Here is a 24,708-nt window from a genome sequence, read left to right as displayed (position 1 = left end):
CCGTGCTCAGGAACGCCGGGCGGCGGTGAGGTCGGCGGTGATCCGGGCGGCGGCGTGCTGGAGCAGGCGGACCAGGGTGGCCTGGCGGCGGTCGAGGTCGTCGGTACGCCCGAAGAAGGAGACCGCGGCGATCGCCTCGCGGCGCAGGTCGAGCACCGGGACGGCGATCGTGCTGACCCCGTCGTAGGACTCGTCGCGGCTGGTGGCGTACCCGCGCTGGCGGACCTCGGCGAGCGCCTGCTCCCAGTCGGTCGCGGTGCGCACGGTGTTGCTGGCCCGCGGCGGGAAACCGGCCTCGGTGCGGGCGTCGGCCAGGCGCTGGTGCCAGGCGGCGAGCGCCTTGCCCGAGCTGGAGACGTGCGCCGGCAGCCGGCGCCCGGACTCGTTCAGCTCCACCCCGCTGCGACCCACGTCGATCCGCTCGACGAAGACCACGTCGGCTCCGTCGGGCACCGACAGGTTGACCGTCAGCCCGGTACGCCGGACCAGGTCCTGGCAGATCGGCAGCGCCACCTGCCGCAGGGTGGAGCGCACCTGGGCCAGATGGCCGAGTTCGAACAGGTGCAGCCCGAGTCGGTAGCGGCCGGTCTGCGGGTTCTGCTCGACGAAACCGCGGCTGCGCAGGGTGGACAGCAGCCGGTGCGCGGTGGACTTGGCGACCCCCATCCGGCGCGCCAGATCGGACACCCCGAGCTCCCCGTCGACCGCGAAGCACTCCAACAGGTCCAGTGCCGAGGCCACCGAGCGCAGTCCCTCGGACTCGGCGGCTGGCTTGGTCGTCATGCCGCCGATTCTCCCACGCACCCCCACGCTAGCCACCCCCACGCTCATCGAGTAGCGAGCCATGCGGAGCGAAGCGGAGCAATGGGTCGCGTGTCGAGATGAGCCGATGCCCAGGGTCCTCTCGACACGGCCGCAAGCGGCCTACTCGAGGACCGTGAAGCACCCCGCCGCGAGCGGCCTGTTCGAGGACCGTGAAGCACCCGGCCGCAAGCGGCCTGTTCGAGGACCGTCAGCTGACGGCGGCGGCGCCGGCGGAGGCGACGTCGGCGTCCTCCTCGGCGGAGCCACCGGAGACTCCGACGGCGCCGACGAGCTGACCGTCGACGGTGATCGGCACCCCGCCACCGAAGATCACCAGCCGGTCCCGGTGCGGGAAGCCCTGTTTGAGCGCGGGATCACCGGAGATCGTCTCGTACCAGTCGGCGGTCGGCAGTCCGTTGCCGGCGATCACGGTCCACGCCTTGTCCTGGGCGATCCCGGCGCTGATCGGCATCGCGCCGTCCATCCGTTCGAAGGCGACCAGCCGGCCCGCGGAGTCGGCGATCGCGATGTTCATCGCCAGTCCCAGCTCCTCGGCGCGGGCCAGGGCCGCATCCATCGCGGTGCGGGCTCCGGCGCGGGTGATGTTCGGCTGGTTGCGGGTCGTTTCGGACACGGATGCTCCTTGCTTCACGGAACGGGGTGGTCAGGCGCTGCGCGGGTGCAGCAACGGGTTGGTGACGCGGAGCGCCGATTGGCACAGGCTGATCGTGACGTCGCTCTGCGGGACCGCCCGGCAGCCCAGGCAGATCCCCTCGGCCCGCTCCTCGGCGGACAGCGCGCTCTCCGCGACCGGGCGGTTGTGCTCGATCTCGCCGGACTCGACCCGGACCTTGCAGATCCCACAGCCACCGCGCCGGCAACCGAGCAGATAGGTGTAGCCGTTCTTGTTCAGCGCGGCCATGATCGTGTCGTCGGTCCCCACCGGGACCTCGACGCCGTTCGGCTGCACCGTCATCTTCGACATTGCCCCAGCATGCCGCAGCAGCGGAAACGCCTCGACGGTCCGTTCCTCACGATGGAACGCGCGACGTGCATCTCGACACGCGATGAGTGTCGGGCTCAGCCGCCGGAGACGCCGACCTCGGCGGAGGCCAGATCCAGGTCGAGTCCACTGGTGTCGTCCAGCCAGCCCTCGGGCATCACGACCTTGTCCCGCGGCGTACCCTGCCGGCCGCGCGGGCTGCCGAGTTCGGATTCGGGGAACGGCTGGTCGGGGTCGAGCCGGCCGAGCTGTTCGTCCAGATCGGCCAGCGAGGACGCCAGGCCGAGCCCTCGGCGTACCTCACCGCCCACCGGATAGCCCTTGAAATACCAGGCGATGTGCTTGCGCAGATCGGTCACCCCGCGCTGCTCCCCCATCAACTCGGCGAGCAGCTCGCCGTGCCGGCGTACCGTCGCCGCCACCTCGCCAAGGGTGGGCCGGGCGCGCCGCTCCAGGCCGGCGAAGGCGTCGGCCAGGTCGCGGAACAGCCAGGGCCGGCCCAGGCAACCGCGGCCGACGACGACACCGGCGACCCCGGTGTGGGCGACCATCGCCTGGGCGGTCTCGGCCTCCCAGATGTCGCCGTTGCCGAGCACCGGGATGTCCACCGCGGCGACCAGTTCGGCGATCGCGTCCCAGTCGGCCTCACCGGAATAGGCCTGGGCGACGGTCCGTCCGTGCAGTGCGATCGCGGCGATCCCGGTGTCGGCGGCGATCCGGCCGGCATCCAGGTAGGTGAGGTGGTCGGTGTCGATGCCCTTGCGGGTCTTCATCGTGACCGGTACGCCGTAGGGTTCGGCCGCGGTGACCGTGGCGGCGAGGATGGCGCGCAACCGGTCCCGTTTCCAGGGCAGTACGCCACCGCCGCCCTTGCGGGTCACCTTCGGCACCGGGCAGCCGAAGTTGAGGTCGACGTGGCCGACCCCGAACTCGCCGCACAGGATCCGGGTGGCCTCGGCCATCGTCGGCGCGTCCACCCCGTAGAGCTGCACCGAGTGCAGGGTCTCGCCCGGATCGAAGGCGAGCATCTGCAGCGACTTGCGGTCCCGCTCGACCAGGCCGCGGGAGGTGATCATCTCGCAGACGAAGAGCCCCTTGCGCCCGGTCCCGGGCGCACCCCCCGCCTCGGCCTGCTCCCGGCAGAGCTGCCGGTACGCCGCATTGGTCACCCCGGCCATCGGCGCGAGCACCACCGGGGTCTCACTGACCACGGCCCGTTCCCCACCGGGGGTGGCGAAGCGCAGCGGGGCGAGCTGCTGCGCGGCGGGAGCCGAAGCGGTGGACATGGGCGTACTCCTGGGCTGATCACGATTCGGAAAAGCGATGGCGAAACCGACTGACCAGTCTAGATGGAGCACCCACTGGTTGGGGTATACAGAACTTGTGCAACAACCGTTTACCGACCCGACACCGGCCAGAAACCGGAAGTTGGAGGCCGGCCGACACGATCCGGGGGTGACTTCAGCCCCCGCGAGCTCGGATGCGCCGACCACCAACGGCGCCGCCGCGTCGGTGCGGGCGCCCCGCAAGCGCCGCTACGACAGCCGCGAGGTGCTGCTGGCGGCGTTGCTGCTGCTGCCGAACCTGGCCCTGCTGGCGGTGTTCACCTACCGGCCGCTGCTGGACAACATCCGGCTGTCCTTCTTCAACTGGAACATCTCGTCCCCGACCGCGACCTTCCTCGGTGTCGGGAACTATGTGGAGTGGGCCACCCGCGCCGACACCTGGCAGGTGGTGTCGAACACCGCGATCTTCACCGTGGCGACCGTTCTCGGCTCGATGGCGATCGGGCTCGGGTTGGCGCTGCTGCTGGATCAGAAGCTGGTCGGCCGCGGTGTGGTGCGCTCGATGGTGTTCGCACCGTTCGTGATCTCCGGCGCCGCGATCGGGGTGGCTTTCCAGTTCGTCTTCGATCCGTCGTTCGGGCTGATCCAGGATCTGCTGCGCCGGGTCGGCCTGACGCCGCCGGACTTCTATCAGAACGCGCGCTGGGCGCTGTTCATGGTCACCGCGACCTACATCTGGAAGACCGTCGGCTATGTGTTCGTGATCTATCTGGCCGCGCTGCAGGGTCGCCGGGCCGAGCTCGATGAGGCGGCCGAGATCGACGGCACCTCGGCCTGGCGGCGGTTCTGGCGGGTGGTGTTCCCGCAACTGCGGCCGACGACCTTCTTCCTGTCGGTGACCGTGCTGCTGAACTCGATGCAGGTCTTCGACATCATCAACGTGATGACCCGCGGCGGGCCCTTCGGCACCGGCACCACGACGATGGTCTATCAGGTCTATCTGGAGACCTTCGTCAACGGCCGGGCCGGTTACGGCGCAACGATCGCCACCATCATGTTCGTGATCCTGCTGGTGATCACGCTCATCCAGGTACGCCTCCAGGACAGGCAGGACTGACATGGCCAGCCAGACCCAGGCGGTGTCCCACCGCGAAGATCCCACCGCCGCGATGCACCGGGGCCGCCTCGGTCGGGTGCTCGGCTACCTCGGCCTGATCCTCACCGTCGCGATGATCATGGTGCCGATCTACTTCATCCTGATCACCTCGCTCAAGGAGCGACCCGACATCTACACCCAGCCGGTGACCTGGTTCCCCAATCCGGTGACCGGGCAGAACTACGGCACGGTGATGACCGAGGTGCCGTTCCTGCGCTACCTGGCCAACTCGGTGCTGATCACCACGGCCCTGACGATCGCCAAGGTGACCCTCGGGGTGATGTCGGCGTACGCCCTGTCCTTCCTGCGTTTCCCGGGCCGCACGGTGCTGTTCGTGGTGGTGATCTCGGCGCTGATGGTGCCCAACCAGATCACCGTGATCTCCAACTACGCGATGGTCGCCCAGCTCGGCTGGCGCAACACCTTCCAGGGCATCATCGTGCCGCTGGCCGGGGTGGCCTTCGGCACCTTCCTGCTGCGCAACCATTTCCTGTCGCTGCCCGGGGAGATCATCGAGGCCGCCCGGATGGATGGCGCGGGTCCGATGAAGCTGCTGTTCCGGGTGGTGCTGCCGATGTCGTGGCCGACGCTGATCGCGTTCACCCTGATCACCATCGTGAACGAGTGGAACGAATACCTGTGGCCGTTCCTGATGGCCAGCAATGACAAGGTGGCCCCGCTCCCGGTCGGACTCACGCTGTTGCAGAACAACGAGGGGTTGACCAACTGGGGGCCGGTGATGGCGGGCACGGTGCTCACCATGCTGCCGATCCTGATCATCTTCGTGATCCTGCAGAAACAGATGATCAAGGGCCTCACCGCCGGTGCGGTCAAGGGCTGATCCCGCCGCCGAATCCGATCCAGACGACCCAGAAGAAATCGCCAGCTAGGAGAACCATGCAGATCAACCGCCGCAACTTCCTCACCCTGGCCGGCGGCGTAGCCGCGGCCGCCACTCTCACATCCTGTGCCGGCACCGGTTCCGCGCCGGTGCAGCAGGGTGAAGAGGGTGTCATCAAGTTCTGGTCCAACCACCCGGGCAAGTCCAAGGAACTGGAGCAGAAGCTGATCGACGCCTTCGTCGCAGCGAACCCGGGCACCAAGGTCGAACTGGTCGACGGTGGTGCGAACTACGAGGAGCTGGCGCAGAAGTTCAACGCCGCGCTCACCGGTGGTGACCTGCCCGATGTGATCGTGGCCTCCGACGTGACCTGGTTCAACTTCGCGCTGAACAAGGCGCTCGCCCCGCTCGATGAGCTGTGGACCCAGGTCGGGGTGGACTCCAACGACTACGTCGACACGCTGCGCGATGACTACCTCTACAACGGCAAGCACTACGCGATGCCCTACTCCCGCTCGACCTGCCTCGTCTACTACAACAAGGACATGTGGCAGAAGGCCGGCCTGCCCGACCAGGGGCCGAGCACCTGGCAGGAGTTCGACCAGTTCGCGACCAAGCTGCAGCAGGCCGACCCCAATGTCGCGCCGCTGTCGGTGGCCAATGGCACCAACTACCTGGACTGGTACTTCCAGGGCATGATCTGGACCTTCGGCGGCAAGTACTCCGACAAGTGGGACATGAAGTTCACCACCCCCGGGTCGCTGGAGGCCGGCAACTTCCTCGCCTCGATGGTCAAGGCCAACAAGATCAAGGTCACCAAGGACCCGGTCAACGAGTTCGGCACCGGCCTGAGCGCCGCCCTGCTGGAGTCCACCGGATCCCTTGGTGGGTTGAAGAAGCAGGCACAGGTGAACTTCGGCACCGCCTTCCTGCCCGGGCCGAAACCGGGTTGCCCGACCGGTGGCGCGGGTCTGGCGGTACCGGCAAACATCTCCGACGACCGCAAGAAGCTGGCGGTCAAGTTCATCGACTTCATCACCAACGCCCAGAACACCGCCATGTTCAGCCAGGCCACCGGTTACATGCCGGTCCGCAAGTCGGCGCTGGAGGATCCGTCGGAGAAGCAGTACCTGGAGTCCGAGCCGCGGGCGATGACCGCGATCAAGCAGCTCGCCGAGAACACCGCGCCGCAGGACTACGCCCGGGTGTTCGTGCCCGGTGGCGGTCGGCGGATCGGTGAGGGGTTGGACAAGATCACCACCGGCGGTCAGGACGTCGCCACGGTGTTCAAGCAGCTCGCCGACGATTCGCAGAAGGCCTTCGAGCGCGACATCAAGCCGCAGCTCTGAGGCGTACGCTTCCCGCACGCGCGCCGCTCCCGGGCTGACCCGGGGGCGGCGCCGATCCCCAGCACAGAAGGAAAACCCAATGGCGACCGTCAGCTATGAACAGGCCTCTCGCATCTTCGACGCCGGTGCCCGACCCGCCGTCGACGCGCTCGATCTGGAGATCGGCGACGGTGAGTTCCTGGTGCTGGTCGGTCCCTCGGGCTGCGGCAAGACGACCAGCCTGCGGATGCTGGCCGGGCTGGAGCCGGTCGATGAGGGCCGGATCCTGATCGACGACAAGGACGTCACCGGCACCCGGCCCAGGGACCGGGACGTGGCGATGGTGTTCCAGTCCTATGCGCTGTATCCGAACATGACGGCGCGGCAGAACATGGCGTTCGCGCTGGAGAACAACAAGATGTCGCGCGCCGAGATCGCCGAGCGGGTCGCCGACGCGGCCCGGATCCTGCAGTTGGAGGATCTGCTGGATCGCAAGCCGGGCAAGATGTCCGGCGGGCAGCGGCAGCGGGTGGCGATGGGTCGGGCGATCGTCCGTCAGCCGGCGGTGTTCTGCATGGACGAGCCGTTGTCCAACCTGGATGCGAAACTTCGGGTGTCCACCCGCTCCGAGATCGCCGCCCTGCAGCGCCGGCTCGGCACCACCACGGTCTATGTCACCCATGACCAGACCGAGGCGATGACGATGGGCGACCGGGTCGCGGTGCTGCTCGACGGCCGGCTGCAGCAGGTGGCCTCGCCCGAGGAGCTCTACAACCACCCCGACAACACGTTCGTGGCCGGGTTCATCGGCTCGCCCGCGATCACCCTGATCGACCAGGTCGAGGTACGCGAGGGTGCGGCCTGGCTCGGCAGGCACCGGTTCGCGCTGCCCGGGCGGACCGAGTCGAGCACGGTCACCGTCGGGGTAAGGCCGGAGTCCTGGAAGCCGGTGAGCGGTGAGGACCCGGAGGCCGTCGCACTGCAGGTGGATCTGGTGGAGGCACTGGGATCGGAGTTCTTCGTCTATGCCACCCCCACCACCGAGGGCTCAGCGGTCGACGCCCGGCAGGACCGGATCACCGTCCGGCTGGACAAGCACCACCGCCCCCAGGTCGGCGACCTGCTGCACGTGAAGCCGGTGGATTCCGAGCTGCACTTCTTCGACGGTGACTCCGGGCTGAACCTGGCCAAGGCCTGAGCCCCACGCTCATCGAGTAGGTCGCGCAGCGACCGTGTCGAGATGACGCGCCCTACCCGATCACCGTTCAGCCGCTGGATTCGATGCCCTCCCGGGCGATCGTGAAGCCGCGGTCGGTGCCGTCCAGGCCGCACCGTACGCCGGTGGGTCGCGATTCGCAGCGATAGCCTGCCGCGGTGAGCACCTTCCCGTAGGGCAGCACCTTCGCCTTCTCCCCGATGAAGAAGCCCTGGTTCACGCAGTCCTCGACCACCTTGGCATTCGGGTCCGCGGGCACCCAGACGGCCGGCGCCAGCGAGTTGGGGTCGTTGCACTTCGGCAGCGAGGGGATCCGGAAACTCGCCTGGCAGCCGACCGCCATCGTCGGCGTACCCGGGTTGATCGCGCAGTAGATGTTGCCGCTCGGGGACTTGAAGTACCAGGCGTTGCCGGACTTGAAGTCCTCGGGCTTGTTGCCCACCGCGCCACCACTGGCGCGCGTGGTGGTCGTCCGGCCGCCACCGGATGAGCCACCCAGCACCGAGGTCGCGCGGACGCTTTGCGTGGGCTGGGGCGTACCGGACCCCGACGGCGCACCCGCCGGGGTCGCCGCGGTCGACGCTCCCCCGAACCCGCAACCGGTCACCAGCAGCGCCCCGGCCAGCGCGATCCACGTCTTCATGCCGCCATCATCGACCCGGCAGAGGGTCACCGCGGGTGGCTTCTCCGCGCCGGGCTCGGCTCATCTCGACACGGCCGCCAATGCTCCGCTTCGCTGCGCATGGCGGCCTACTCGATGAGCGTCAGGCGCCGATCAGCCGCTGCGCCAGGTAGCCCTCGACCTGGTCCAGCGAGACCCGCTCCTGGCCCATGGTGTCGCGATCGCGCACGGTGACCGCATTGTCCTCCAGGGTGTCGAAATCGACGGTCACGCAGAACGGCGTACCGATCTCGTCCTGGCGGCGGTAGCGGCGGCCGATGGCCTGGGCGTCGTCGAAGTCGACGTTCCAGTGCTGGCGCAGGGTCGCCGAGAGCTCCTTGGCCTTCGGTGAGAGCGCCTCGTTGCGGGACAGCGGCAGCACCGCGACCTTGACCGGGGCGAGTCGCCGGTCCAGCTTGAGCACCGTGCGGGTGTCGGTGCCGCCCTTGGCGTTCGGGGCCTCCTCCTCGGCGTACGCATCGACCAGGAAGGCCATCATCGAGCGGGTCAGCCCGGCCGCCGGCTCGATCACGAACGGCGTCCAGCGCTCATTGGCCTGCTGGTCGTAGTACTGCAGCTGCTTCTCCTTGCCGGAGTTCTGGCCATGCGTGGTGAGGTCGAAGTCGGTGCGGTTGGCGATGCCCTCGAGCTCACCCCATTCCGAACCCTGGAAGCCGAAGCGGTATTCGATGTCGACGGTGCGCTTGGAGTAGTGCGACAGCTTTTCCTGCGGGTGCTCGAAAAGCCGCAGGTTCTCGGGGTCGATGCCCAGGCCGGTGTACCAACCCATCCGCGCATCGATCCAGTACTGGTGCCACTGTTCGTCGGTACCCGGTTTGACGAAGAACTCCATCTCCATCTGCTCGAACTCGCGGGTGCGGAAGATGAAGTTGCCGGGGGTGATCTCGTTGCGGAAGGACTTGCCGACCTGGCCGATGCCGAACGGCGGCTTCATCCGCGCCGAGGTCATCACGTTGGCGAAGTTCACGAAGATGCCCTGCGCGGTCTCCGGACGCAGGTAGTGCAGACCGGTCTCGTCGTCGATCACGCCGAGGTAGGTCTTCAGCAGCCCGGAGAAGGCGCGCGGCTCGGTCCACTTGCCCGGCTTGCCGTTCTCCGGATCCGGGATGTCGGCGAGGCCGTTGGCCGGCGGGTGGCCGTGCTCCTCCTCGTACTGCTCGATCAGGTGATCGGCGCGGTAACGCTTGTGGGTGTAGAGCGATTCGACCAGCGGATCGGTGAACGCGTTGACGTGGCCGGAGGCCTCCCAGACCTTGGTCGGCAGGATCACCGAGGAATCGAGGCCGACGATGTCGTCGCGGGAGGTGACGATGGAGCGCCACCACTGCCGCTTGATGTTCTCCTTCAGCTCCACGCCGTAAGGTCCGTAGTCCCACGCCGACCGCGTACCTCCGTAGATCTCCCCGCTGGGGAAGACGAATCCGCGGTCCTTGCAGAGATTGATGACCTTGTCCAACCTGGTCGTGGGCGCCACGTGCACTCCTTGCTCGCTCTGGCCGTCAGCCGGGGCCGACAGCCCACGGGTACCCGGCTGGCACCCGCTTCTGGTCCAGCGGACAGGCTATCCGACTTCGCCGGTACGCCGGAGCGCGTCACGCGCCGCGCGGACGATTCTCCCCCACCTGATCGGGTGAGTCGTAGGCCGAGGGCTCGTCGATGGCTTCGCTGAGCAGCGGCACGATCACCATCTTCGACTCCATCCCGCTGAGCGCCCGGCGGTAGGAACCGACGTTGCGCCAGCGGGTGACCAGCACCCACAGGTCCGGCTCGTCGAGGTTCTGCCCCAGCTCGGCGTCGACGAAACCGTCCTTGGTCCGCAACAGCTCGAGCGCCGGGCGTACCCGCTCCTCGAAACCCTGCCCGGCGCGGAACCGGTTCACCACCATCATGCGGGCCACGCTAGCGCGTGGGGCGCGCGTAACCGGACGTGCAGTAGTCCCGGGAGGCTCGGTTCGAAACCCAGTCCGACTGGGTTTGATCATGGACCGTGAGGACTACTGCACGTCCGGTTACGTGAACCCCGGCCGGTCGTTAATGATTTTGATTTTCACCTGCACTATGACAGGCTTCCCCCATGCCGCAGAAGATGCTCCGCGCCGTCGGTGCGATCGCCGCCAGCATCGCGCTCCTGCTCGCCGCCGGCTGCGCGAGCACCGCCACCCCGCAGGCCCAGCCCGGTCAGCTCCGGGTGGTGGTGGCGTTCTATCCGTTCCAATACATCGCCGAGCGGGTCGGCGGCACCGACGCCGTGGTCACCAATCTGACCCAACCCGGCGCCGAGCCCCACGATCTTGAACTCACCCCGCGGCAGGTCGCCTCGCTCAGCGACGCCGACCTGGTCATCTATCAGCAGGGGTTCCAGCCCGCGGTCGACAAGGCGATCGAGCAGGCGAAGCCGCGGCGTACGGTCGATGTCGCCCAGGTGGTCAGCCTGAGGACGACCGCGCAGGAGGAGGCCCACGGCGCCGAGTCCGAACCGGGCCACGACCACGACCACGGCACCGGCGGTGACGAACTCGACCCGCACGCCTGGCTCGATCCCACCAACCTGGTCACGGTCAGCCAGGCGGTCAGCCGGGCACTCGCCGATGCGAAACCGGAGCGGGCGGCCACCTTCGAGCAGCACGCGAAGGCCGCCGAGGCCGACCTGACCGCACTGGATCAGGAGTTCCAGCGCGGCCTCGCCGAGTGCGCACGCCGCGACTTCATCACCTCGCACGCGGCCTTCGGTTATCTCGCGGAGCGCTACCGGCTCACCCAGATCGGCATCCGGGGGCTGAGCGCGGAGGCGGAGCCCTCCCCGGCCCGGATCGCGGAGGTGCAGCAGATCGCCCGCGAGCACGGCATCACCACGATCTTCTACGAGACCCTGGTCTCCCCCGCTGTGGCGAACGCCGTCGCCGGCGATCTGGGGTTGCGTACCGACGTGCTCGATCCGCTCGAAGGACTGACCGACAGGTCCCGCGGCGACAACTACATCGAGGTGATGAGATCGAACCTCAACTCGCTCAAGGAGGCGAACGGGTGTCGATGACGACGACGGCCGAGGTGCTCGGTCTGGATGAGGTACGCGTCAGTCTGGCCGGTACCGAGGTGCTGCTCGGTGTCACCGCGCGGCTGGGGGCCGGTGAGGCGGTGGCCCTGATGGGCCCGAACGGCTCCGGGAAGTCGACCCTGGTCCGCGCCGTGCTCGGCCTGGTGCCGCACCACGGCCGGATCACCCTGTTCGGCACGCCCCAGCAGCGCTTCCGCGACTGGTCGAAGATCGGCTATGTGCCGCAGCGTTCCGCACCCTCACTGCAGGGGGCCACGGTACGCGAGGTGGTCGCCTCCGGGCGGCTGGCACACCGCCGCCTGCTGCTGCCCGCCCGCGCCGCGGACCGCCGGCTGGTCGAGCAGAGCATCGACCGGGTCGGACTGGGCCCGCTGGCCGGGGTGGAGCTGGGTGAACTGTCCGGCGGGCAGCAGCAGCGCGCACTGATCGCCCGGGCGCTGGCCGCCGAGCCGGAGCTGATGGTGCTCGACGAACCGATGGCCGGGGTGGATCTGGCCACCCAGGAGGAGCTGACCGAGGTGCTGGCCGGGCTCAAGGACGACGGGATGGCGATGCTGGTGGTGCTGCACGACCTCGGCCCACTGGACCGATTGATGGACCGGGCCTGGGTGCTGCGTGGCGGCCGGCTGGTCCACGACGGCGGCCCGCGGGCAGCCGGTCACGACCCGCACGACGCACATTGCGCCGATCCCGACCAGGACGCCGAGCTGTCGCTGGTCGACGGCGCCGTGGAACGGCAGTGGGAACGATGATCCAGCTGCTGCAGTACGAGTTCATGCAGCGGGCACTGATCGCGGCCCTGCTCACCGGATTGATGGCGCCCGCGATCGGCACCTACATCGTGCAGCGCCGGCTCAGCCTGCTCGGCGACGGCCTCGGCCATGTCGCGATCGCCGGGGTCGGGCTGGCGGTGATGACCGGCACCGCACCCACCCCGGTGGCGGTGGTCGTCGCGGTCGTCGGCGCCGTGGTGGTCGAGCTGCTGCGCCAGCACGGCCGCGCATCCGGGGACGTCGGCCTGGCGATCCTCTTCTATGGCGGGCTCGCCTCCGGTGTGCTGATGGCCGGGGTGGCCGGACAGGGCGCCGGGGCGCTGTCGCAGTATCTGTTCGGCTCGCTGACCACCGTGACCGCCGGGGATCTCTGGTTCGTCGCCGTGCTGGCGGTGCTGGTGCTGATCTGTGGCATCGGGCTGGCACCCCAGTTGTTCGCCGTGACCGCCGATGAGGACTTCGCACACACCCAGGGGCTGCCCGTCCGGGCATACAACCTGCTGATCGTGGTCCTCGCCGCGGTCACCGTCACCCTCTCGATGCGGACCGTCGGACTGCTGCTGGTCAGCGCCCTGATGGTCGTGCCGGTGGCGGCGGCCAGCAATCTGGTCCGCGGGTTCGCCCCCGCCCTGTTCACCGCGATGGCGATCGGGGTGGTGGTCGCGGTCGGCGGGGCGGCCGGTTCGTTCTACGCCGATGCCGCGCCCGGTGCGATGATCGTGGTGCTGGCGATCGCGGTGTTCGTGCTGAGCTGGCCGTTGTCACGGCTCCGCAATCGCCGGGTACGCCTGGCCGATGCGGCCACCGACACCGGCCTGGCCGCCGGAAACCCTGCCCAGGAAGGACGTGTGCGATGACGATGCATCAGGAGCAGTCGGGTCGGGAGCAGTCGGGTCGGGAGCAGTCGGGTCGGGAGCAGCCGGGTCAGGACCAGTCGGGCGCCCCGGCCCAGCCCGGGCAGCGCCGCACCCGGCAGCGGGCCGCGATCGCCGCCCTGCTGGCCGAGGTCGACGACTTCCGGACCGCCCAGCAGACCCACGACCTGTTGCGGGCCGCCGGCCAGTCGGTGGGGCTGACGACGGTCTATCGCACCCTGCAGGCGATGGCCGATGCCGGTGAACTGGACGCGATCCGGGTCAACGGTGAGCAGGCCTATCGGCGCTGCGGCTCCAGCGAGCACCACCACCACCTGGTCTGCCGCCAGTGCGGCCGGGCGGTCGAGATCTCCGGCCCGACGGTCGAGAAGTGGGCGACCCGAGTGGCCGCCGAACACGGATTCCGTGAGGTCGGACACGAGCTCGAACTCTTCGGCGTCTGCTCCAACTGCGCGACCACCGACTGAGGCACGCTCATCGAGTAGGCAGCGATGCGTAGCGAAGCGGAGCAATGGCGGCCGTGTCGAGATGAGACCCCCTACCGCTGGTCCGAGGGCCGCAGGGTCGCGAACGGGTCGGTGACCTCCAGCCGGGACCCGGTGAAGCGGAACAGGCCCGCGGGCCGTCCGCCGCCGCGCAGCGGGCCGCGCTGCTCACCGGTCGCCGCCAGCTGACCGCGGCGGAGCAGGATCCGCTGCAGGTTGGTGACGGCGACGTCGCGGTCCAGCGCTGCGGCGTACATCGAGCGCAGTTCGGACATCGTGAATTCCTCCGGCGCCAGCGCGAAGGCGATGTTGGTGTAGGAGAGTTTGGCCCGCAGCCGGCGTACCCCGTCGGCGATCACCTGGTCGTGGTCGAAGGCGGTCTTGGGCAGTTCATCGACCCCGAACCAGCCGACCCGCTCGGGCAGTTCCGGTTCCCGGGTCCAGGGAACCAGGCCGAGGTACGCCGTCGCGATCGTGCGCTGGGCGGGGTCCCGATCCACCGCACCCCGGGTCTCCAACTGCTCCAGATGGGCCAGCTCACCCAGATCCACCAACCGCGCCAGGTGCCGGCGTACCGACTCCCCCAATGATTCGTCGGCAGCGACCGCCCCACTGGGCAGACCCCAGGCGCCGGTGAACGGCTTGCGCGATCTCGCCTTCAGCAGCACCGAAAGCCGCGGCTTCCCCTCGGTCACCCCGCGGACCTGGAGCACCACGGCCAGCGCTTCGTGCCGGAACCTGTCCACCGTCGTGTCCACGATGCGACCCTACCGCTTGCGTTTTTTCGACTGTTAGGCGCAAACTGGTTTTCGACTTCCAATCGAAAAAGGAGCGCCGATGACCGCCATCGAGGTCGACACCGACTGGCAGAGCTGGGACGCCGAGCAGGTCCGCGACTGGCAGCAGGAGGTACGCCGGCTCGCCGCCGAGCAGGACACGGTGATCCTGGCGCACAACTATCAGCTGCCGATGATCCAGGACGTCGCCCATCACGTCGGTGACTCGCTGGCCCTCTCCCGGCTCGCCGCCTCCGCACCCCAGTCGACGATCGTGTTCGCCGGCGTGCATTTCATGGCCGAGACCGCCAAGATCCTCTCCCCCGCCAAGCGGGTGCTGATCCCCGACGCCACCGCCGGATGCTCGCTCGCCGACACCATCGACGCCGATCAGCTGCGCGCCTGGAAGGCCGAGCACCCGGGCGCCGCGGTGGTCTCCTATGTGAACACCACCGCCGCGGTGAAGGCCGAGACCGACATCTGCTGCACCTCCTCCAATGCGGTCGACGTGGTCCGCGCGATCCCTGCCGAGCAGGAGATCCTGTTCTGCCCCGACCAGTTCCTCGGCGCCCATGTCCGCCGGATGACCGGCCGGGAGAACATCCACGTCTGGCTCGGCGAATGCCACGTGCACGCCGACATCTCCCCGAGCGACCTGCAACAGACGGTGCGCGCCAACCCGGACGCCGAACTCTTCGTGCACCCCGAGTGCGGGTGCACCACCAGCGCGCTGTGGCTGACCGGCAGCGGCGAGCTCCCGGCGGAGCGCACCCACATCCTGTCCACCGGCGGGATGCTCGATCGCGCCCGCGACACCCGCTCCGGAACCGTCCTGGTCGCCACCGAGATCGGCATGCTGCACCAGCTCCGGAAGGTCAATCAGCACACGGATTTCCGGCCGGTGAACCCCCGCGCGGCCTGCCCGTTCATGCAGCAGATCACCCCGCCCAAGCTGCTCCGCAGCCTGCGCGAGGGCACCGATGAGGTGCTGGTCGATCCGGCCGTCGCGAGCCGCGCCCGGCGGGCCGTGGAGCGGATGGTCGCGATCGGTCAGCCCGCGGGTGGTGAGTGAGGTGCCGATGCGTATCCCGGCCGAACTCTCGGCTCCCGCACCCGCTTGGCGGCGGCACACCGCGGTGGTCGTCGTCGGCAGCGGCGCCGCGGGACTGGCTGCCACCCTGCGGTTGGCGCGCGCGGGGGTGGCGACCGAGGTGATCACCCGTGCCGCTGTCGACGATTCGGCGACGGCCTGGGCCCAGGGCGGCCTGGCCGCCGTCTGGTCCGCCGACGACTCGATGGAGCTGCACGTCGAGGACACCCTCGTCGCCGGTGCCGGACTGTGCGACCCGGAGGCGGTGAGCGAGCTGGTCGACCAGGCACCGGAGGCGATCCGGCGGTTGATCGCGCTGGGGGCCCGCTTCGACACCGACGCTTCCGGCACCGAGGACCTGCACCTGGAGGGCGGCCACCACGCCCGGCGGATTCTCCATGCTGGTGGGGATCGCAGCGGTGCCGAGGTGCAGCGGGCACTGACCGCCGCCGTCTCGGCGACCCTGGCCGAAACCGGCAGCAGCGTTCAGGTGCGCACCGGCACCAGGCTGGTCGACCTGCTCACCGACGCCAGCGGTGCCTGCTGCGGCGTACGGGTGCTGGATGATCAGGGCAGGGCCGGTGAGATCCTCGCCGGTGCGGTGGTGCTGGCCACCGGTGGCATCGGCCAGGCGTGGGGTTTGACCACCAACCCGGCCGGGGCCACCGGTGACGGTCTGGCCGCTGCCCTGCGGGCCGGTGCGGTGCTGCGGGACCTGGAGTTCGTGCAGTTCCACCCAACGCTGCTCGCCGTCCCGGGTGGTCGCGGCGTGCTGATCTCCGAGGCGGTCCGCGGGGAGGGGGCACACCTGGTCGATCTGGCCGGAAACCCCGTGATGGAAGGGATCCACCCGCTCGGTGATCTGGCACCCCGCGATGTGGTGTCGGCCGCGATGCAGGCCCGGATGGCCGAGACCGGTGCCGAGCACTGCCTGCTGGATGCCACCGGTTTCGGGGAAACTCGTTGGCAGCAACAGTTTCCGGCGATCCTGGCGATGTGCCGGGACCGCGGGATCGATCCGGTCAGCGAGCCGATCCCGGTACGCCCCGGGGCGCACTATCTGTGCGGTGGGATCGCCGCCGATCTGGACGGCCGGACCTCGCTGCCCGGGTTGTACGCGGTCGGTGAGGTGGCCGGCACCGGGGTCCAGGGCGCCAATCGGCTGGCGTCGAACTCGGTCACCGAGGCGCTGGTCGCCGGCGACCGTGTCGGCGCGCTGCTCGTCGGTGACCGGTTCGCACTCGGTGCCGGTGCACCCGTCGCCCGGGCCACGGGTCCGGCCGTCCGTGCCGACCTGGTCGGCCGCTTGCGTGCGGTGATGGATGCCGACGTCGGGGTACGCCGCAGCACCGCGGGCCTCCGCCGTGCGCTCGCCGAACTGGCTCGACCGGCGCCCTCGACCACGCTGGACGACGCCACCCTGGACGCGACCAATCTGCACACGGTCGGCCAGGCGGTCGCCACCGCTGCCCTGCTGCGTACCGAATCCCGCGGTTGCCACCGCCGTGCCGATCACCCCGAGCCCCGCCCGGACTGGCTGGGTCGCACCGAGCTGACCCGGACCACCACCGGCCAACTGGCCACCACCTTCACCCCGCTGAGCCCCGCACCCGAGGAGCACGCCGCATGACCGCCCTGCCGCTCACCCCCATCCTGCCCGCCACCGTCACCGACGCCCTGACCACGGCCGGGTTGCCGGTGGAGCACGTGCTCGAGGTGGCGAGCCGGACGCTGGCCGAGGACCTCTCCTGGGGCCCCGACGTCACCTCGGAGGCGACCCTGTCTACCACCGCCACGGGCACCGCCGATGTGGTGGCCCGCCGAGCCGGTTGCCTCGCCGGGGTGCCGGTCGCGGCCGCTGTGGCGTACACCCTGGCCGCCCAGCAGGGTGTCGATCTGGAGGTGGAGCTGGTCGCCGCCGACGGTGATCGGATCGGACCCGGCGGGGTCGCGCTGACCATCACCGGACCATTGCGCTGCCTGCTCACCGCCGAACGAAGCCTGCTGAATCTGCTGGGCCAGCTGTCCGGGACCGCCACCGCCACCGCTGCCTGGGCCGACGCCCTGGCCGGCACCCCGACCCGGGTCCGCGATACCCGGAAAACCGTGCCAGGGTTGCGATTGCTGCAGAAGTACGCGGTGCGGTGTGGTGGCGGGGTGAACCACCGGATGGGGCTCGGCGATGCCGCACTGATCAAGGACAACCATGTCGCGGCGGCCGGTTCGGTGGCGGCCGCGTTCGCCGCGGTCCGGCGCCATGACGCACAGATCCCGGTCGAGGTGGAGTGCGACACCCTCGCCCAGGTGCGCGAGGCGATCGATGCCGGCGCCGAGCTGGTGCTGTTGGACAACATGTCGTTCGACGAACTGGCCGACGCGGTGGCGCTGTGCCGTCCCGCGGGGGTGCGCACCGAGGCGAGCGGCGGCCTGGAGCTGGCCGATGCCGCGGCGGTCGGCGCCACGGGTGTCGACTACGTGGCGGTCGGCGCGCTCACCCACTCCGCACCGGTGCTCGACCTCGGCCTCGACCTGCGCTGACCCACGTTCATCGAGTAGCTGCCCCGGCGCTGTTCTCCCACGGGCAGCGTGTCGAGATGACAGCCGCGCCCGCGGAGTCCCGAAACTCAAGCAGGGAAGCCATTCTGCGGGGTCCGGGCGGGTTTCGTGGTCCCCGAGAACCAGGCCGCCCAGAACGGCGCCAGGTCCACGCTGGTACGGGCCTGGGCGCGCTGCTGCCATTCCTCGAGACTGCCGGTACCGGGCCGGGCGACCCAGTCCCGACCAGGGCGAAGAACTGTTCGTCACCGAGCACGTTCCGCAACGCCTGCAGGGCCATCGGTCCGCGGACATAGACCGCGGCGAACATCCGGTTCGGCCCGGGGTCGTCGATCCGCAGTCCCCAGAGCCGATCGTCGACCTCGTTGTACTGCGTGAGCAGCTGCTCGTTCGCGCTGCGTCCGCCGGTCCGCTCGGTGACGATCCATTCGCTGAAGGAGGCGTACCCCTCGTTCATGAAGATGTCGTCCCACTGCCGCAGCGTGACCTGGTTCCCGAACCACATGTGGGCGTACTCGTGGGTCAGCAACCGGTTGGGATTCTGCGCCAGGGACTCCGAGCGATAGAGCGGCCGGGTCTGGTTCTCCAGCGCCCCGAAACCCACATCGACCGAAGAGGCCACCCCGCCGACCTGGCCGAACGGGTAGGGCCCCCAGACCTCCTCGAGTCGGCGGACCGTCTCCGGCGTACGCCGCAGCGCCGCCTCCGTGCCGGCGGCCAGGGGCGGTGCCAGCTGCTTGCTGACCGCATAGAGCTGGGGGCGTACACCGGTGTTGTCCTCGATGACGGTGTAGGGGCCGATCGCGAGCAGGTTGAGATAGGTCGCCATCGGCTGGTCGCTGCGCCAGTGCCAGGTGTCCCAGTCGGGTTCATCGCCGATGTCGCGGCTGATCAGGGCGCCGACGCTGATCGCCTGCAGGTCGCTCGGTACGCGGGCGATCACCTCCATGGTGGCCGGATCGCTGGGATGGTCGTTGCTGGGATACCAGAGCGCGGCGCCGAAGGGCTGCCCGGCGAACAGGATCTCCCGGTTCAGCCGCAGCGCGCGGGCCGTGGTCAGCCCCGCGGCATCGTCGGGGTTTCCCGCATAGACCACCTCGACGCGGAACTCCTCCCCCGGTGCGAGCACCCGGTCCGCGGTGACCGCCAGATCGAGCCCCTGCTGGGTGAATCGCACCGGCTGGCCGTTCAGGCGCACCTCGCTGGCCGGCAGTGCCAGATCCAGGCGCAGCCGCTGCAGCGGCCGGGTGGCGGCCGCGGTCATCGTGGTGCGGCCCTCGAGCCGGGACTGGGTCTCCAGCCAGCTGACCTCGATGCGATAGTCGCGGGCGTCGTAGCCGCCACCTCCCGCGGTCGGGAAGTAGCGATCGCCGACCCCGTCGCCACCGTCCTCGGTGATCACCGGGCCGAGCAGCGGTCGCACGATGAGCACACCGACCACGATCAGGGCGATCAGGGCGGCGATCGCGGGGATCAGCCAGTACCAGATCGGCAGGGGGCGGGTGGTCGGCGGCCGGAAGTCGGGGCGCTGCTGCTGGAAGCGGGGTGGGGGTTGGTCAGCGTTCCACATGTGCCAGCGACCTCAGCCCACGCTCCAGGTGCCAGGTGGCGAAGGCGGCGATCAACCCGCTGGCCTCGCGCACCACCTCCGGCGGCACCTCGCGGGTGGCCGGCCAGTCACCGGTCAGCAGCGCGATCAGATAGCCGATGGTCTCCGGCCGGGGGTGCGCCGATCCCGGCGGCCGGCAGCCGGCGCAGACCGCGCCACCGGCCGAGGGGGAGAACGCCCGGTGCGGCCCGGCGCGGCCGCAGCGTGCGCAATCGGTGAAGCTGGGGGCGTACCCGGCGACCGAGAGCGAGCGGAGCAGATAGGAGTCGAGCACCATCACCGGTGGCCGCTCGCCGTCACTGGTGCCCTCACCGAGCGCACGCAGCGCCCCGACCAGGAGCTGGTACTGCTGGATGGCCGGTTCGCGCTCCTCGACCACCAGCCGATCGGCGGTCTCCAGCATCACCTGGCCGGCGGTGTAGCGGGAGAAGTCGGCGGCCAGCGGGCTGCCGAAGGCGTGCAGCGACTCCACCTGGGTGACGATGTCCAGGCTGCGGCCGATCACGAACTGGATGTCGACGTGGCTGAACGGCTCCAACCGGGCCCCGAACTTGGACGAGGTCCGTCGCACCCCCCGCGCGGTCGCGCGCACCTTGCCGTTGCTCCGCGACAGCAGCGTGATGATGCGATCCGCCTCACCCAACTTGTGGGTGCGCAGAACCACCGCTGTGTCTCGATAGGTCGGCACCCAACGATTCTGCCTCACACCCCCGAATCGGCGGCTCCCCCACGCCCAAACGAAGATGTCAGGGGTTATGCATGGTCGCAAGGTATCCCGACCATGAGGTTGGACCCACGAGTTTGCCTGTGGATGACCACGTGCACCGCCCCGGGCCTGTGGACAGCGGTGCACGATCCGGCCCGATCCGCACCACAGTGCTGCATGACGATGAGAAAAGAGCTCCCAACCGCCCTGCCGACCACGTTCACCACCCGGGAAGCGGCCGCGCTCGGCGTACGCCGCAACCGGCTCTGGGCGAAGGATCTGACCCATGGTGGCTACGGAATCCGCTATCGCGGCACCGAGGAACCCGACCTGCGCGCGCGACTGCGCCCGCTGCTCGCCCTCGCACCGAAGAACTGGGTCTCCCATGCCACCGCGGCGACGCTGTATGGGCTGCACGTGCCGAGCCGGTTGACCGACGACCCGCTGATCCACCTCACCGCTCGGAGCACACGCTGGTCGGTGGAACGCGAGGGCGTACGCGGGCACTGCCAGCGGTTGACCGAGGCGGAGTTGAGCGATTTCGATGGCCTCCCGATCCTGACCCCGGCCAGGACCTGGTTCGATCTGCTGCGAGTTCTCGGCAGAGACCAGGCGATCTGCCTGGGTGATCAACTGGTACGCCTCCCGCGAGCCCGGTTCGAGGACCGTACCGAGCCCTGGGCCACGCTCGACGAACTGCAGGTCGTGGTCGATGCGAACGGCTCACGTCCCGGTGTACGCCGAGCCCGCGACCTGCTGCCCTGGATCCGGGTCGGTTCCGACTCGCCACAGGAGACCAGACTGCGGTTGGCGATCATTCGCGCCGGGCTGCCCGAACCGGGTCTGCAGGTGCCCCTGGACCCGGACCGACCCGATGGCTGGACCGCCGATGTCGGTTACCGGCAGTGGAAGATCGCGCTCCAGTACGAGGGCGAACACCACTTCTGCCCCGAACGCGCCGGGGTGGACATCCAGCGCGATGAGGCGTTCCGCGGCGAGGGCTGGACGGTGGTCCTGGCCTCGTCCGAGGACGCCCGCTCCGGGTTCTCACGGGTGGTCAGGCGGCTTGCCCCGCTCATCTCCTGGGGGAGATCTCAGCGTCCTGAGGCGCGGGACTGTGCATAACCCCTGACATCTTCGGGGGGTGACTATTCGTTGTCGCCGGCGGTGTCGGTGGGGCTCTGGGTCGAATCGCCGGCATCGCCCCACATCCACTGCGCCACCTCGGGGATGTCCTCGCCGTGTTCGCGGGTGTACGCCCGGGCGTCCAGCCGGGCGTCCTGCATCCGCTGCCGCAAGCCGGCGTACCGGGTCGCCAGCCCGGGTACCCGGTCGATCACGTCCAGCACCAGGTGGTAGCGATCCAGATCGTTGAGCATCACCATGTCGAAGGGCGTGGTCGTGGTGCCCTCCTCCTTGTATCCGCGGACGTGCAGGTTCGAGTGCCCGGTACGCCGATAGGTCAGCCGGTGGATCAGCCACGGATAACCGTGGTAGGCGAAGATGATCGGCCGGTCCGGGGTGAACAGGGTGTCGAAATCCCGGCTGCTCAACCCATGCGGATGCTCCTTCTCATCCTGCAGCCGCATCAGGTCGACCACGTTGACCACCCGCACCTTCAGCTCGGGGATCTCCTCGCGCAGGATCCCGGCGGCCGCGAGCACCTCCAGGGTCGGTACGTCCCCGGCGCAGGCGAGCACCACATCCGGGTCGGTGCCCGGCACCTCGGTCCCCGCCCACTCCCAGATCCCCAGGCCGCGGACGCAGTGCTTGATCGCCTCGTCCATGCTCAGCCAGGTCGGGGTCGGCTGCTTGCCGGCGACCACCACGTTCACGTACTGCCGGGATCGCAGCACGTGGCCCCAGGTGCACAGCAGGGTGTTGGTGTCCGGCGGCAGATAGACCCGGATGATGTCGGACTTCTTGTTCACCACATGATCGATGAAACCGGGATCCTGGTGCGAGAAGCCGTTGTGGTCCTGGCGCCAGACATGCGAGGAGAGCAGGTAGTTCAACGACGCGATCGGCCGCCGCCACGGGATGTGGTTGGTCACCTTGAGCCATTTCGCGTGCTGGTTGAACATCGAGTCGACGATGTGCACGAACGCCTCGTAGGAGTTCAGCAGTCCGTGCCGGCCGGTCAGCAGGTAACCCTCCAGCCAGCCCTGGCACTGGTGCTCCGACAACATCTCCATCACCCGGCCGGTGCGCGCCAGATGACCGTCATCGGCGTCGATCGGCAACTGTTCGGCATCCCACTGCTTGGCGGTCACCTGATAGACCCCCTGCAGCCGGTTGGAGGCGGTCTCATCGGGGCCGAAGATGCGGAAGTTGTCCGGGTTCAACCGGATCAGCTCGGCCAGGTACTCCCCCAGCCGCCGCGTCCCCTCGGCCATCGCGGCCCCGTGGTCGCTGGTCTCCTCGGCGTACGCCCGGAAGTCCGGCAACCGCAGGTCGCGCAGCAGCAGGCCACCGTTGGTGTGCGGGTTCGACCCCATCCGGTGCTCCCCCTGGGGCACCAGGGAGTCGATCTCGGCCGTCGGTGCGCCGTCGGTGTCGAAGAGCTCCTCGACGCGATAGGACTGCATCCAATCCCGCAGCTGGGCCAGATGTTCGGGGGTGTCGCGCGCGCTGGACAGCGGCACCTGGTGGGAGCGCCAATATCCCTCGGTGACCTTGCCGTCCACCGTCTCCGGACCGGTCCAGCCCTTCGGCGTGCGGAACACGATCATCGGCCAGGCGGGTCGGTCGGTGGACCCGCTGGCCTTGATGTCGGCGATCTCGTCGAGCACCTCGTCCAGCAGGCTGGCGAACCGGGCGTGGGCCTCGGCGTGATCCTTCCCGTCGGTGCTGAACAGATGCGGCCGATAGCCGTAACCCCGCATCAGCTCGACCAGCTCGGATTCGGGGATCCGGGCCAGCACGGTCGGGTTGGCGATCTTGTAACCGTTCAGGTGCAGCACCGGCAGCACGACCCCGTCGGTGGCCGGATCGAGGAACTTGTTGGAGTGCCAGGATGTCGCCAGCGGGCCGGTCTCGGCCTCCCCGTCGCCGACCACGGTGAAGGCCAGCAGATCGGGGTTGTCGAAGACCGCGCCGTATCCGTGCGAGAGGGCGTAGCCGAGCTCACCGCCCTCGTTGATCGACCCGGGGGTCTCGGGTGCGACGTGCGAGGGAATCCCACCGGGGAAGGAGAATTGCCGGAACAGGCGCTGCATGCCGGCGCTGTCGCGGGTGATGTCGGGATAGTTGTCGGTGTAGCTGCCCTCCAGCCAGGTGTTGGCCACCAGCCCGGGTCCCCCGTGGCCGGGTCCGGTGAGATAGAAGGCGTTCAGCGACCGTTCGATGATCGCCCGGTTCAGGTGGGCGTAGAGGAAGTTCAACCCGGGTGTGGTGCCCCAGTGGCCGAGCAACCGGGGTTTGACATCCGCGGGTTCCAGCTCCCGGTCCAGCAGCGGGTTGTCCAGCAGATAGATCTGGCCGACCGACAGATAGTTGGCGGCCCGCCACCATCGGTCGATGGCGGTCAGCTGCTGTTCGCTGACGGGCTCGGCGGTGACCGCGTCGCGGCGCTTCCAATCGTGCTTCGGGCTGTGATTCATCATCGCTCCGGGATCGGGTGCTTGGTCTCCACGCTACATACCCACTCGGCTAGGCTCATCCGGGTGAATCGCAAGTCCGTGCCGCGTCCGCCGCGGCGTACGCCCACCCCGCATCCCTCGGGGGCCCGGCCGCCGCAACTGCCTGCCGAGCTGGTTCCCGAGCATGTCGCGATCGTGATGGACGGCAACGGGCGCTGGGCCAAGGCGCGCAATCTGCCGCGCACCAGGGGCCACGAGGCCGGTGAGGGTGTGCTCTTCGACGTCATCGAGGGCGCCATCGAGATCGGGGTGAAGAACCTGTCGGTGTACGCCTTCTCCACCGAGAACTGGCGCCGCTCCCCCGACGAGGTCCGGTTCCTGATGGGGTTCAACCGCGACGTGATCCACCGGCGCCGCGACGAGCTGGACGACCTCGGCGTCCGGGTCCGTTGGGCCGGTCGCCGACCCAAGCTGTGGGGCTCGGTGATCAAGGAGCTGGAGATCGCCGAGGAGCAGTCGAAGGACAACGGCACCCTCACCCTGCAGTTCTGCGTCAACTACGGCGGCCGCGCCGAGATCGTGGACGCCACCCGCCAGATCGCCGAGCTCGCCCGCCAGGGCCGGCTGGACCCGAGCCGGATCACCGAGGACCGCTTCCGGCAGTTCCTCGACGAACCCGAGATCCCCGATGTGGACCTGTTCGTGAGGTCGTCGGGTGAGCAGCGGTTCTCCAACTTCCTGCTCTGGCAGTCGGCGTACGCCGAGATGGTCTTCTCCGACACGCTCTGGCCGGACTGGGATCGCCGCAATCTCTGGCAGGCAATCGAAACGTACGCCCGGCGCGACCGGCGCTACGGTGGCGCGCTGCCCAATCAGCTCAGCTGAA

24 protein-coding genes are annotated in these 24,708 nt (G+C 69.1%); 13 read left to right on the top strand and 11 right to left on the bottom strand.

Annotated features, from left to right (window positions below):
* Positions 1–6 precede the first annotated feature (6 nt).
* The 4 genes from C8D81_RS01215 to dusB form a co-directional block, all read right to left on the bottom strand.
* A complete protein-coding gene (locus tag C8D81_RS01215; RefSeq protein ID WP_094424681.1) occupies positions 7–783 on the bottom strand; it encodes an IclR family transcriptional regulator in 777 nt (258 codons plus the stop codon).
* Between the two features lie 229 nt (positions 784–1,012).
* A complete protein-coding gene (locus C8D81_RS01210) occupies positions 1,013–1,438 on the bottom strand; it encodes a GlcG/HbpS family heme-binding protein (RefSeq protein ID WP_208109069.1) in 426 nt (141 codons plus the stop codon).
* Between the two features lie 30 nt (positions 1,439–1,468).
* Positions 1,469–1,789: a 2Fe-2S iron-sulfur cluster-binding protein gene (locus C8D81_RS01205; RefSeq protein ID WP_208109068.1), complete on the bottom strand. Its 321-nt coding sequence runs from the start codon at positions 1,787–1,789 to the stop codon at positions 1,469–1,471.
* Between the two features lie 95 nt (positions 1,790–1,884).
* A complete protein-coding gene (gene dusB / locus C8D81_RS01200) occupies positions 1,885–3,093 on the bottom strand; it encodes a tRNA dihydrouridine synthase DusB (RefSeq protein ID WP_094360421.1) in 1,209 nt (402 codons plus the stop codon).
* 169 nt (positions 3,094–3,262) lie between these two features.
* Between dusB and C8D81_RS01195 the strand changes: the two genes are divergently transcribed.
* The 4 genes from C8D81_RS01195 to C8D81_RS01180 all read left to right on the top strand — a co-directional run bounded on the left by C8D81_RS01195 (position 3,263) and on the right by C8D81_RS01180 (position 7,616).
* Positions 3,263–4,210: a carbohydrate ABC transporter permease gene (locus tag C8D81_RS01195; protein WP_229119475.1), complete on the top strand. Its 948-nt coding sequence runs from the start codon at positions 3,263–3,265 to the stop codon at positions 4,208–4,210.
* A gap of 1 nt (position 4,211) precedes the next feature.
* Positions 4,212–5,090: a carbohydrate ABC transporter permease gene (locus C8D81_RS01190; RefSeq protein WP_094360417.1), complete on the top strand. Its 879-nt coding sequence runs from the start codon at positions 4,212–4,214 to the stop codon at positions 5,088–5,090.
* Between the two features lie 56 nt (positions 5,091–5,146).
* Positions 5,147–6,439: an ABC transporter substrate-binding protein gene (locus C8D81_RS01185; protein WP_133625400.1), complete on the top strand. Its 1,293-nt coding sequence runs from the start codon at positions 5,147–5,149 to the stop codon at positions 6,437–6,439.
* 79 nt (positions 6,440–6,518) lie between these two features.
* A complete protein-coding gene (locus tag C8D81_RS01180; RefSeq protein ID WP_094360413.1) occupies positions 6,519–7,616 on the top strand; it encodes an ABC transporter ATP-binding protein in 1,098 nt (365 codons plus the stop codon).
* Positions 7,617–7,683: 67 nt separating this feature from the next.
* Here the strand turns inward: C8D81_RS01180 and C8D81_RS01175 are convergent, their stop codons facing one another.
* The 3 genes from C8D81_RS01175 to C8D81_RS01165 form a co-directional block, all read right to left on the bottom strand.
* Positions 7,684–8,277 carry a hypothetical protein gene (locus tag C8D81_RS01175; RefSeq protein WP_133625399.1) on the bottom strand — a complete coding sequence of 198 codons (594 nt, stop codon included), beginning with the start codon at positions 8,275–8,277 and terminating at the stop codon, positions 7,684–7,686.
* Positions 8,278–8,398: 121 nt separating this feature from the next.
* Positions 8,399–9,790: a glycine--tRNA ligase gene (locus C8D81_RS01170; RefSeq protein WP_208109067.1), complete on the bottom strand. Its 1,392-nt coding sequence runs from the start codon at positions 9,788–9,790 to the stop codon at positions 8,399–8,401.
* Between the two features lie 118 nt (positions 9,791–9,908).
* Positions 9,909–10,205, bottom strand: coding sequence for an antibiotic biosynthesis monooxygenase family protein (locus C8D81_RS01165; protein WP_133625397.1), 297 nt, complete (start codon positions 10,203–10,205; stop codon positions 9,909–9,911).
* 185 nt (positions 10,206–10,390) lie between these two features.
* Here C8D81_RS01165 and C8D81_RS01160 point away from each other — a divergent pair, with 185 nt between their 5' ends.
* From C8D81_RS01160 to C8D81_RS01145, 4 genes are read left to right on the top strand one after another with little or no spacing between them, the layout of a single operon-like run.
* Positions 10,391–11,350: a metal ABC transporter substrate-binding protein gene (locus tag C8D81_RS01160; protein ID WP_133625396.1), complete on the top strand. Its 960-nt coding sequence runs from the start codon at positions 10,391–10,393 to the stop codon at positions 11,348–11,350.
* Positions 11,347–12,123 carry a metal ABC transporter ATP-binding protein gene (locus C8D81_RS01155; protein ID WP_133625395.1) on the top strand — a complete coding sequence of 259 codons (777 nt, stop codon included), beginning with the start codon at positions 11,347–11,349 and terminating at the stop codon, positions 12,121–12,123. The genes C8D81_RS01160 and C8D81_RS01155 overlap by 4 nt, the downstream gene beginning before the upstream one ends.
* Complete coding sequence (locus C8D81_RS01150) at positions 12,120–13,001, top strand: metal ABC transporter permease (RefSeq protein WP_208109149.1); 882 nt, start codon at positions 12,120–12,122, stop codon at positions 12,999–13,001. The genes C8D81_RS01155 and C8D81_RS01150 overlap by 4 nt, the downstream gene beginning before the upstream one ends.
* Positions 12,998–13,486 carry a Fur family transcriptional regulator gene (locus tag C8D81_RS01145; protein WP_229237897.1) on the top strand — a complete coding sequence of 163 codons (489 nt, stop codon included), beginning with the start codon at positions 12,998–13,000 and terminating at the stop codon, positions 13,484–13,486. The genes C8D81_RS01150 and C8D81_RS01145 overlap by 4 nt, the downstream gene beginning before the upstream one ends.
* Before the next feature lie 71 nt (positions 13,487–13,557).
* On the opposite strand, the gene C8D81_RS01140 is transcribed toward C8D81_RS01145, so the two are convergent.
* Positions 13,558–14,262, bottom strand: a complete 705-nt coding sequence (locus C8D81_RS01140; RefSeq protein WP_229237896.1) for an NUDIX hydrolase — start codon at positions 14,260–14,262, stop codon at positions 13,558–13,560.
* A gap of 79 nt (positions 14,263–14,341) precedes the next feature.
* On the opposite strand from C8D81_RS01140, the gene nadA reads away from it, so the two are divergent.
* The 3 genes from nadA to nadC are packed head-to-tail and all read left to right on the top strand — an operon-like array spanning position 14,342 to position 17,908.
* Positions 14,342–15,352, top strand: a complete 1,011-nt coding sequence (gene nadA / locus C8D81_RS01135) for a quinolinate synthase NadA (protein ID WP_133625394.1) — start codon at positions 14,342–14,344, stop codon at positions 15,350–15,352.
* A 7-nt stretch (positions 15,353–15,359) separates the two neighbouring features.
* Complete coding sequence (gene nadB, locus C8D81_RS01130) at positions 15,360–17,000, top strand: L-aspartate oxidase (protein WP_133625393.1); 1,641 nt, start codon at positions 15,360–15,362, stop codon at positions 16,998–17,000.
* Positions 16,997–17,908, top strand: coding sequence for a carboxylating nicotinate-nucleotide diphosphorylase (gene nadC, locus C8D81_RS01125; RefSeq protein WP_094407272.1), 912 nt, complete (start codon positions 16,997–16,999; stop codon positions 17,906–17,908). The genes nadB and nadC overlap by 4 nt, the downstream gene beginning before the upstream one ends.
* Positions 17,909–17,915: 7 nt before the next feature.
* On the opposite strand, the gene C8D81_RS01120 is transcribed toward nadC, so the two are convergent.
* Both C8D81_RS01120 and recO read right to left on the bottom strand, forming a co-directional pair.
* Positions 17,916–19,496 (bottom strand): M1 family metallopeptidase, encoded by a 1,581-nt coding sequence (locus C8D81_RS01120; RefSeq protein WP_133625392.1) that lies wholly within the window; start codon positions 19,494–19,496, stop codon positions 17,916–17,918.
* Entirely contained in the window at positions 19,483–20,223 is a 741-nt protein-coding gene (gene recO / locus C8D81_RS01115) for a DNA repair protein RecO (RefSeq protein WP_094404183.1), read from the bottom strand. The genes C8D81_RS01120 and recO overlap by 14 nt, the downstream gene beginning before the upstream one ends.
* A 195-nt stretch (positions 20,224–20,418) precedes the next feature.
* On the opposite strand from recO, the gene C8D81_RS01110 reads away from it, so the two are divergent.
* Positions 20,419–21,366 carry a hypothetical protein gene (locus C8D81_RS01110; protein WP_133625391.1) on the top strand — a complete coding sequence of 316 codons (948 nt, stop codon included), beginning with the start codon at positions 20,419–20,421 and terminating at the stop codon, positions 21,364–21,366.
* A gap of 23 nt (positions 21,367–21,389) precedes the next feature.
* Here the strand turns inward: C8D81_RS01110 and C8D81_RS01105 are convergent, their stop codons facing one another.
* Positions 21,390–23,843, bottom strand: a complete 2,454-nt coding sequence (locus C8D81_RS01105) for a phosphoketolase family protein (protein ID WP_133625390.1) — start codon at positions 23,841–23,843, stop codon at positions 21,390–21,392.
* Between the two features lie 63 nt (positions 23,844–23,906).
* On the opposite strand from C8D81_RS01105, the gene C8D81_RS01100 reads away from it, so the two are divergent.
* The gene (locus C8D81_RS01100) at positions 23,907–24,707 is read left to right on the top strand and encodes an isoprenyl transferase (RefSeq protein WP_094404185.1); all 801 of its coding nucleotides are present in this window, start codon (positions 23,907–23,909) and stop codon (positions 24,705–24,707) included.
* The last annotated feature ends 1 nt before the right edge of the window (position 24,708 follow it).

It is taken from the genome of Enemella evansiae, assembly GCF_004362375.1.
Classification (GTDB): Bacteria; Actinomycetota; Actinomycetes; order Propionibacteriales; family Propionibacteriaceae; genus Enemella; species Enemella evansiae.
The sequence above is the reverse complement of the archived record's forward strand: the minus strand, read 5'-3'. Positions and strand labels throughout refer to the sequence as shown.